At 68.8% G+C, this 8,697-nt stretch carries 10 protein-coding genes and 1 pseudogene; all 11 read right to left on the bottom strand.

Annotated elements, in window-relative coordinates; all coding sequences use genetic code 11:
* Positions 1 to 251 (bottom strand): annotated as a pseudogene (locus tag G3O00_RS36680) (PLP-dependent decarboxylase); the annotation flags it as partial.
* A complete protein-coding gene (locus tag G3O00_RS36675; protein WP_206145934.1) occupies positions 241 to 1,230 on the bottom strand; it encodes a 3-oxoacyl-ACP synthase in 990 nt (329 codons plus the stop codon). The gene G3O00_RS36675 and the pseudogene G3O00_RS36680, both read right to left, overlap by 11 nt.
* Positions 1,231 to 1,233: 3 nt before the next feature.
* Positions 1,234 to 2,217 carry a ferritin-like domain-containing protein gene (locus G3O00_RS36670; protein WP_206145933.1) on the bottom strand — a complete coding sequence of 328 codons (984 nt, stop codon included), beginning with the start codon at positions 2,215 to 2,217 and terminating at the stop codon, positions 1,234 to 1,236.
* Between the two features lies 1 nt (position 2,218).
* Entirely contained in the window at positions 2,219 to 2,842 is a 624-nt protein-coding gene (locus G3O00_RS36665; RefSeq protein ID WP_206145932.1) for a hypothetical protein, read from the bottom strand.
* A gap of 1 nt (position 2,843) precedes the next feature.
* The gene (locus G3O00_RS36660) at positions 2,844 to 3,728 is read right to left on the bottom strand and encodes a hypothetical protein (RefSeq protein ID WP_206145931.1); all 885 of its coding nucleotides are present in this window, start codon (positions 3,726 to 3,728) and stop codon (positions 2,844 to 2,846) included.
* A 7-nt stretch (positions 3,729 to 3,735) separates the two neighbouring features.
* Positions 3,736 to 3,990 (bottom strand): acyl carrier protein, encoded by a 255-nt coding sequence (locus G3O00_RS36655; RefSeq protein WP_011350104.1) that lies wholly within the window; start codon positions 3,988 to 3,990, stop codon positions 3,736 to 3,738.
* Positions 3,991 to 4,048: 58 nt separating this feature from the next.
* On the bottom strand, positions 4,049 to 5,158 hold the full coding sequence (locus tag G3O00_RS36650; RefSeq protein ID WP_206145930.1) for a hypothetical protein: 1,110 nt from the start codon (positions 5,156 to 5,158) through the stop codon (positions 4,049 to 4,051).
* 15 nt (positions 5,159 to 5,173) lie between these two features.
* Positions 5,174 to 6,493, bottom strand: a complete 1,320-nt coding sequence (locus tag G3O00_RS36645) for a hypothetical protein (protein ID WP_206145929.1) — start codon at positions 6,491 to 6,493, stop codon at positions 5,174 to 5,176.
* The gene (locus G3O00_RS36640) at positions 6,483 to 7,223 is read right to left on the bottom strand and encodes an outer membrane lipoprotein-sorting protein (RefSeq protein WP_011350101.1); all 741 of its coding nucleotides are present in this window, start codon (positions 7,221 to 7,223) and stop codon (positions 6,483 to 6,485) included. The genes G3O00_RS36645 and G3O00_RS36640 overlap by 11 nt, the downstream gene beginning before the upstream one ends.
* The gene (locus G3O00_RS36635) at positions 7,220 to 8,437 is read right to left on the bottom strand and encodes an ABC transporter permease (protein ID WP_206145928.1); all 1,218 of its coding nucleotides are present in this window, start codon (positions 8,435 to 8,437) and stop codon (positions 7,220 to 7,222) included. Before G3O00_RS36635 ends, G3O00_RS36640 begins: the two co-directional genes overlap by 4 nt.
* A partial coding sequence (locus tag G3O00_RS36630; protein ID WP_206145927.1) for an ATP-binding cassette domain-containing protein occupies positions 8,409 to 8,697 on the bottom strand: 289 nt, incomplete at its 5' end. The genes G3O00_RS36630 and G3O00_RS36635, both read right to left, overlap by 29 nt.

Below are 8,697 nucleotides of genomic sequence, written 5' to 3'. Positions count from 1 at the left end.
CGGCCGATCACCGCGTCGAGTTCGCCACGGCTCGCGAGTTCGACGCCGTCCTCGTACGCATGCGCGCAGCGGGCGAGCATGTCCTGGTTCGGGTTCGCCTTCAGCGACACGATCAGCCGCGTGCCGAGCCGCGCCTTCAGCGACCGGTAGCGCGCGATCGCGACTTCCGGCTCGTACACGTAGCACGGCGTGCGCAGCTCGGCGATCCACGCGTGGTCGCCGGCGGGTGGAAGCGGGCGCTCAGGCGTCATGGCGGCCCACTGGATGGAGCGTGGCGGCTGCGTATGCGCCGCAGTTCGACTGCATCACGCCGAGCACGCGATGCCCGCGCGCGACCGCGTCGAGCCCGACGTCGGCCAGGTTGATCGGGAAATCCGAACAGCACGCATGGCCGCGTGCATGGATGTTTTCCGCGTAGAGCCGCTCGGCCGGCACGCGCATCGCGCGGCACAGCGCGTTCCAGCCGGGCAGGTCGGCGTTGTGCGGGAGCACCAGTTCGTACGCATCGAGCGCGTGCGGCTCGAGCGCAACTGCCGCGTCGATCGCCTTGCGGGTGTACGGCCACTCCATCATGATCAGGTCGGCCTCGTTCGCGGCGACGGTGTCCGAGCCGCGGTGCCATTTCGCATGCGTCTCGATCGCGATGCCGCCGAGCCGGTTCTTCGTGCTGTTGCGGGCGATCAGCATCGCGGCCGCGCCGTCGCACTGCACGCCCGTCATCTGGCGCATCCGGTAATCCTCGCCGTACACGCGATCGGACGACACGACGAGCGCCGCATCCATTTGCGGATAACGGCGCATCAGCGCGCGGACCGTCTCGATGCCGGCCGCGACCGACACGCAGTTCAACTGCGCGACCGAGCCGAGCCACAGCGGCTCGATGCCGAGCTGGGCGGCCAGTTCGTGAGGCAGGCTGCGCGGCGCGGGCGGCACGCTGAACTGCTGCGTGTGCACGTGCACGATCGCGCCGATGTCGGACGGATGCACGCGCGCGGTGTCGAGCAGGCGGCCGGCCGCCGCGATCGCGAGATCGGTCTCGCTCGTCTCGAGCGCCATGTGGAAATAGCGGCTGCCGGAGTGGGCGATCGCCGCGGCCCGCTGCGCCGGGTAGTCGCGTTCGGCGGCCCAGGCCTCGATATCGACGGGCAGGCCCGGCAGCTCGTAGGCCACCGCGTCGATGCCGATCCAGAAGCCGGCGTCGCGGGATGCTTGGGAGGCGTTCGTCGTCATGGTTCAGTTGAGCGGCATTGCCGCGTAGTCGAGGACGTCGAGTTTTTCGAAGGTCGCCTGCACGGTCGGCGTGAGCAGGCCCATCTCGCGGATCGTCGGCACCAGGCGGCGGAAGATCGAGCGGCGGATCGAGCTGGAGACCGGCGACTCGCGCACCATCGCGCTGCATTCGCGCTTCGACAGCCCCATCGGTTCCCAGATGTCGTCCGCGCACAGGTGCTCGTACAGCACGGCCGCGCCTTCGCAGACGAACTCCTCGCGTTCGCGCAGTTCGACCGCGCTCATCTCCGCATATACGCGGCACAGCGTGATCCGGCCGACCGCGAAGTGACGCGCTTCGTCGCGCTGGATCCGCAAGAACAGGTCCTTGATGAACGGATCGGTGCTGTACGCAACCACGCTCTGGAAGATCGACAGCGCGATGCCCTCGACGAGCACCTGCATCCCGAGGTTCGTCATGTCGAGCGCGCTGCTCGTGATCGTGTCGTGCAGCAGCCCCTTCAGCGAGCGGCTCATCGGGTAGCTGACGTCGAGCTTCTCGTTGACGAGCTTCGCGTACGCCTCGACGTGGCGCGCTTCGTCCATCATCTGCGCGGCCGCGCACAGCCGCGCGCTCAGGCCGTCCTCGGCCGAGGCGAGTTTCGACGCGCAGATCAGCGCGGCCTGCTCGCCGTGCAGGATCTGCGACAGCAGCCAGCCCTGCGCGTGATGGCGCACCTCGCGCTTGTCGGCGTCGGACAGCTTGCTCCACAGCTCCGTGCCGTAGATCAGCAGCGTCGGGTCGGGCATGCCGAGCGGATTCGCCGGGTCGAGGTCGTGGCTCCAGTCGACATCGGTCGCGACGTCCCACTGCGCGGCCTTCGCCTTTTCGTACAACCGGTTCAGCGCCTCTTCGCGCAGTTCGTAGTCGTTCGACATCAGCGCGTCGACGGGCATCGACCAGCGAATGTCGGCCGTGTCCTGAATAACGGTGAGCGTGTCAGTCATTTCAAGGTCTCCCCGGCTGCGCGGCGGCGCCGGAATGATGGGCGGAATCGGTAAGTGTCGTGGGGGCGCCGCGTGGTGTGGCGGGGTGCGGGTCGAGGCGGATCGCATACGACGGCCACGGGCCGCGCAGCTGTGCGTCGAAGGCGTCGGCGAGCCGCGCGGGCCAGATCGCGCAGCACACGCGGTTGTCGCCGGCGAACTCCGCGTCGCGCAGGATGCGGTCGCCGATCCACACGACGGGGGCGCCCCGCGCAGCATCGCGTAACGCTTCGTCGTACAGGTGCACGCCGAGCAGCACGTGCGGCGCGAGCAGTTCGGCCGGCAGCGCGCCGAAGTATGGTGCGCAGACTTCGATGAACACGCGGGCGTCCGGATGCACGACGTCGCGGATCCGCGTGGTGATTTCGGCGAGGAACGCGAAATACTGGACGTGGTCGAGCAGCACGCGGCGCTCGCCGCCGAGCGCATCGCCGGCGTCGTAAGCGTTGCCCGCGCTTTCCGCGAGCGCGGCGCGCGCATAGTCCGCCGGCGTGTCGAGCGGCATCCGGTACGCGCTCGCGGCGACCGCGACCGGCTGCCGCGCATCGCGCTCGATCCGGTAGGTGAAGTGAACGGGTCGCACCATGTCACGCCTCGTCGTCGAGAGAGAACGTCGCGTCCGGCGCGAACGCGACGTCGGCGACCGCGTAGTAGCCGTTCAGCGCGAGCGAGCAGACGGCCGCACGGCGCGGCGTGTCGCCATCGCGATGTGCGAGCAGCACCGACAGCCACGGATCGCTGCCGAACGCATGACCGAACAGCCCGTGGCCGTCCGGCAGCAGCGGCGTTTTGCCGACGGACGCGAGCAGCGCGCGACGCGACGTCGCCGGAAAGAACGGTAGCGCCGCCTGCAAGCCGGGCCGGGCCGCGCAGAAGGTGCGGATGTCGCGGCCCAGCCGCACGACCGCGCTGGCCGGCGGCGCGGCATCGGCCAGCACCGACGTCATGGACGGCGCCGCTTCGCGGCCGACGTCGACGAGCAGCGAGCACACGCCGAAGCCCGAGCGTCCCCATGCAGGGTTGCCGTGCCAGTACGTGAAGCCGTGCACGTCGATGTCGACGATCTGCAGCAGCAGCGTGCGCGGCCCGGTTTCGGCCGCGGTCGCGAGCGTGCGGCGCAACACGTAGCCCCAGCCCGCGCATTCATACGAGCAGGTCATCCAGTCGGGCGTGTAGTCGTTCGCACCGGCAAGCGCCTGCGCGAACACGCGATGCTGCGGCGAATCGTTCATCAGCAGCATCGACAGGATCGTCGAACTGACCACGTAGTCGTCCGCGCCGACCGCGCCGCACAGCCGCTCGCGTTCGGCGCACGCGAGCGTGCCGATCGCGTGGGCCGTGTCGTCGCGCGGCACGGCCGCGCCGTCGCGCGACGGCGCGACGCGCCGGTACGCGAGCGCCTGCACGGTCAGCGCGGTCGCCGGGGCCGGCTCGGCGGCGGGTGCCGCCACGGTCGCAAGGGGCGCGAGCATCGTCGTATCAGGCAGCGTGCTGCTGGCGGCGCAGTTGCGCGTCGAGCTGCTGCAGCGTCGTGTACTGCGTGATGTTCAGCGCTTCCGGGTCGATCGAACCGTAGAGCTGTTCGCAGAACACGATCAGCTCGACGATGTTCAGCGAGTCGATGCCGAGTTCGCCGATGCCGGCGTCGGTGTCGACGGTCTCGACGTTGAGGATCTTCGCAACTTCGCGGGACAGGATGTCGAGCGCGTCGGCCGGAACGTTCTGGGTCGTCATGAGAGGAGCTCCTGATAATGAAGTGGGTTGATCGGGATCGATCGGCCTGTCGCGTGGGTCAACTGCCGGCTTCGCAGCGCAGGCTCTTGCGAAGCTCGTGATAACAACGGTACGAACTGCCTTCCATCTTCGAAAACGCCAGCAGGTCGCGCTGGTCGTCGAAAGTGGCGACCCTGCCGTCGCGCACGAGCGCCGTCAGGAACTCGTTCGACAGCAGCTTGATCGCGAGCACGCGCTGCACCTTGCCGAAGCTGTAGTGCGCGTCGTCGGTCTGGCTGCGGGCGGCGTCGGCGATGAACTGGTGTACGGCGCGCGCGTCGGCATCGAGTTCGACGCGGCCGGTGCGTTCGAGCCAGTCGACGTGCGCCATCAGCGCGCGGACGAAGTAGGGGCGCACGACGGTCAGGTATTTGTTGAACACGGTCGGGCCGCCGATCCGCAGGCGATCCTCGGCGCTCACGCGCACCTGGCCGCCGACGTTCGCGAGCTGCAGGTTGCCGGCGAGGAACGGCGCGCCGCAGGTCGTGCGCTTCAGCTTGCGGTACTCGTCGGGCCACACGAGGTAAGCGGCCGGGAACATCACGCCCGGCAATCGCGCGGCGACCACCGCCATACAGTCGCGATGCGCTTCGATGCCCCATACCTTGTCGACGGTGAGCGCGAGGCCGTTGTCGTCGCTGCGCACGACCGTGCGCCATGCGGCGAGCGTCGGGCCGCCGCCATCGCTCATCAGGAACGCGAAGTTGTGGCCGCTGTCGATGCAGTCGCAAGCGCGACGGTTCTGGTCGTCGGAGAAGAACAGCCCGAACATGATGCGGATGAACGCGCGCATGAACGGCTTGAACAGGTGATGGAAGCCCTCGCGGCTGATCTGCTCGAGCAGTGCTTCGGTGAGCGGCGCCTCGTCGTGTTGCAGCGGCGTCGACGCCGACGAATCGGGCAGCACGTCCGGCGTGGCCGCATGCAGCGCGATCACCATCTCGCTGTCGAGCAGCCGCACGGCAGCGGCTTCGACGAGCCGGGCCGCTGCGCGCGGCGGTGTGCCGAGCGACGCGATCGTGTCGAAGTGGCGCAGCACCGGATACGCGGCCTGGTCGGCCACGCGCAGCAGCAGCGGTGCAGTCGCGAGCGGGTCGGCGGACGAAGCGGGAACGGAAAGCGTGGACATGGGGCAGGGTTCCTGTCAGAAGCGCACGCGCACGGCGGCGTCGATACGGGTGCCGAGACCGACCATCCGGTACTCGGAGTTGCTGTCGGAGAACGCGTGGGTGACTGCGACATCGACGCTCACGCGCTTGTTCACGTCGGCGACGACCTGCGCGATCGCGAGCAGGCCCTTGTCCTGAGGCGAATAGACGCCGCGCAGCGAATACTCGACGCGGCCGATTTTCTTGCCGAGCCGCGCGAACAGGTAGTCGCGCAGGTTGCCGTCGACGCTCACGAAATTGGCCGTGCCGCCGAGACCACCCAGCGCCGCGCCGGGCGCGACAGGCAGCAGCGCGTTGTTCACGCGGACCGCGCCGACCATCTGGCGCCACTGGTTCGCGTCGTAACGCGCCTCGTCGTGCGACCACTCGACGATCAGCGAGAAGTTACCGGGCAGCGCGCTCTGCATGCCGACTGCGCTGCGCCACATGTATTGGCGGTCGTTGCGGCGATCGACCGCGTCGTACGCGGCCGGCGAATCGAGTGGCGTGCCGTTCGCGATGAAGGCCGGCAGCGGCCGTGTCGTGCCGCGTTCGAGCCACGCGCTCGCGTAGACGGTGTTCGAGCGCGCGACGTCGAACGACAGCGTCGCGCCCGCACCGCCGTGGCCCGCATGCCGGCCGGCGAGCAACGCGGCCGAGCCGCCCGACCAGTTGTACGCGCCGCGCACGAGCTGCGTCGCGCCCTGCACGTCGCGGTTGTCGACATCGCTGCGCAGCGTGCGGTTCTCACCGGCGATGAACTGCAGCGTGGTCTGTTCACCGGCCCATTTCGCTTCGACGAGCGGCGTGCCTTCGACGTCGCCGTAGCGGTCGTAGATGTCGGCCGTCGCGGCGCGCTTCTGGAAGAAGCCGAGCGGAAAGAACGCCTGCGACGTGTCGAGCGGATCGATCCGCTTGCCGGCGGTGAGCGTGATGCCGTTGTCGAACGCATAGCGCACGCCGGCTTCGTTGAAGCGGGTGGCCTGCGCGCCGAGCGAGTGATTGCTGGCCACGGCACGGGCATTCATGAACAGGTTCTCGCCGTCGATGCGCGCGAGCAGGCCCGCTTCCTGCAGGTTGCGCGGCTGGTCGCCGATCAGGTTCCCTAGCAGCGCGTGCCCGTCCATGCTGTCGACGGAGCGTGCGTACGCGATGCCGTTCAGCGTGCTCAACTGTTCCATCAGCGATTCTCCGTGCGCGAGCGTGCAGCCGAGCGCAAGCGGGACGGCGAGCGCGGCGGCGGGCCAGAGTCGGCCGGATGATGGAAGGAGGCGGTCACGATGGGCGTCGACATGAGCGTCGTGGTCACTGGCCATCGGCAAGCGTGTCGGGATTGAACCAGCCCGACGGAATCTTGCGCGGCTGGCCGTCGAGGATGTCGACGACGCTCGCGCGCTGCTTCTCGATCTCGTTGCGATACGTGATCTTGCGAATCACCTTGCGCCCGTTGGCATCGACTGGTGTCGAGAAATCTGCACTGCGAAACAGCAGGCCGCTGGCAAGAAAGAACTGCGCGCGCACCGGAACGTCGGTGTCGGGCGTGACCCACAGCTTGATCGTCGGGTAGACGTTGTCGGGATCGGTCGCGGTCAGGTCGAGCTCGGTGGCCGGCTTGCCGGCGATCGTCGTCGCGCCGGCCGCTGCCGCTGCGTGATAGCTGTCCGCCCAGTGCGTGCGCGTGATGTCGCTGATCACGACCTCGCCCTGCAGCCGTTGCATCCCGTTGATGCGGACCGCGCTGCGTGTGTTCGGCACGTAGAACCAGTGGCCGCGCGTGGTCGCGAGGTATTTCTGCCCGTCGTTCTCGCCGCTGCGCGTCAGCGCGAGCGTGTCGCCGTTGCCGCGCGTGTAGACGAGATAACGCGTCGCATCGCCGGACTGTCCGCCGACTTCATTCGTGATCTGGATGTTCGTCTGCGTATCGGCGGCGGTGCTGCGGTACGCGTCGGCACGGGCGAGCATGGTCTGGGCCGTCGGTGCGTCGGCGGCATGAACGAGCGGCGCGCACGCGACGAGCGCGGCGGCCAGGTGGCGAATGCGAATCATGGGGCGAGTCCTTCGAGGATGTTGCGTTTGGCGAGCCCGAGCGTCGCGAGCAGCGCGGCGGCCACCCCGAGCACGACGAACGCGCCTTCGACGGCGGCCACGGCGGCCGGCGAGACCGTGAATTCGAGCAGGATCGACTTCACGCGGCCGGGCGGCGGGGGCAGGTGGATCTGCGCGTGATTGAGCGCGACCATCGTCAGCAGCGCCACCGCGATGCCGGCGGCCGCGCCCAGCAGGCCGAGGAACGCGGTTTCCTGGATCAGCACGCCGCGCACCGTCGTAGCCGGCACGCCGAGCGCACGCAGCGTCGAGATCTCGCGGCGGCGCTCGACGATGCTCATCAGGATCCAGTTGCTCATCGACAGCAGGATCGTCAGGCAGAGAATCGCGCCGAACACCGAGAACTGGTTCTTGTACAGCGCGACGACCTGGTGATAGAGCGACACGAGCTGGTCCCAGGTCTTCACGTCGAGCGTCGGCAGCGCGGCGCGCAGCGTCGCGGCGGCGGCCGGCGTGTGTGCGGTATCCGACAGGAACACCGCGATGCGCGACGCGCGGTCGGTGCGCAGCAGCGCCTGCGCGGCGGTGAACGTCACGTTGACGATCCGCTCGTCGACGTCCTTGTTGCCGGTGCTCATCACGCCGACGATCTGCGCATCGGTGGCGTTGATGCCGCCGTGCGCGGTCGACGCCATCAGCTGCACGACCGAACCGACGTGCACGCCGAGCTTGCGCGCGAGTTCCGCGCCGACGACGACTTCGGTGCCGGGATTCGTCGGCGACAGATAGCGGCCCGACAGCACCGTGTGATAGTCGAAGAAGCCGGGCGGCTCGCGGTTCGGCTCGATGCCTTCGCCGACGAAGCCGTAGCTGAGATCGCCGTTCGAGATCAGCCCGTCGAAGTCGATGCCGCGCGCGGTGGTCGCGACGCCGGGCAGCGCCGCGATCGCGTGCGTCGCGGTGGCCTGCTCGTCGGCGGTCAGCCCGTACTGCAGCGGCCGTTCGCCGATCAGGTCGAGATAGCCGTGGTGCAGCACCTGCACGTGGCCGACGCCGCTGTCGATCGACCCTTCGCGCACCGCGTCGAAGGTCGCGATCACGTAGCCGAGCGCGAGGCTCGACGCGAACGCGGCGACGCCGATCATCGCCATCGTCAGCACGGTGCGGCGCTTGTTGCGCCAGAGGTTACGCCACGCAAACGTCGACCAGTTCACGATTCACTCCCGGTACGCCGTCGCGCATCTCGATGCGACGCGGCAGGTGAGCGCACAGACGATCGTCGTGCGACGCAATCAGAAAGGCGGTGCCCAGCGTGCGATTGGTGTCGAGGATCAGCTCGGCCACCGCCCGCGCGTTGGTGCTGTCGAGGCTGGCGGTCGGCTCGTCCGCGATCACGATCGCCGGCTCCTTGGCGAGCGCGCGGGCCAGCGCGACCCGTTGCTGCTCGCCGCCGGACAGCTCGCCGGGGCGATGG

It is taken from the genome of Burkholderia sp. Ac-20384 (assembly GCF_017104605.1).
In the GTDB taxonomy this organism is placed as follows: Bacteria; Pseudomonadota; Gammaproteobacteria; order Burkholderiales; family Burkholderiaceae; genus Burkholderia; species Burkholderia lata.
The sequence above is the reverse complement of the archived record's forward strand: the minus strand, read 5'-3'. Positions and strand labels throughout refer to the sequence as shown.

What these genes read in the sequence shown, in the direction of transcription:
- G3O00_RS36675 (WP_206145934.1), bottom strand. Translation starts at nt 1,230, where the DNA reads ATGACGACGAACGCCTCCCAAGCATCCCGCGACGCCGGCTTCTGGATC.
- G3O00_RS36670 (WP_206145933.1), bottom strand. Translation starts at nt 2,217, where the DNA reads ATGACTGACACGCTCACCGTTATTCAGGACACGGCCGACATTCGCTGG.
- G3O00_RS36665 (WP_206145932.1), bottom strand. Translation starts at nt 2,842, where the DNA reads ATGGTGCGACCCGTTCACTTCACCTACCGGATCGAGCGCGATGCGCGG.
- G3O00_RS36660 (WP_206145931.1), bottom strand. Translation starts at nt 3,728, where the DNA reads ATGCTCGCGCCCCTTGCGACCGTGGCGGCACCCGCCGCCGAGCCGGCC.
- G3O00_RS36655 (WP_011350104.1), bottom strand. Translation starts at nt 3,990, where the DNA reads ATGACGACCCAGAACGTTCCGGCCGACGCGCTCGACATCCTGTCCCGC.
- G3O00_RS36650 (WP_206145930.1), bottom strand. Translation starts at nt 5,158, where the DNA reads ATGTCCACGCTTTCCGTTCCCGCTTCGTCCGCCGACCCGCTCGCGACT.
- G3O00_RS36645 (WP_206145929.1), bottom strand. Translation starts at nt 6,493, where the DNA reads ATGGCCAGTGACCACGACGCTCATGTCGACGCCCATCGTGACCGCCTC.
- G3O00_RS36640 (WP_011350101.1), bottom strand. Translation starts at nt 7,223, where the DNA reads ATGATTCGCATTCGCCACCTGGCCGCCGCGCTCGTCGCGTGCGCGCCG.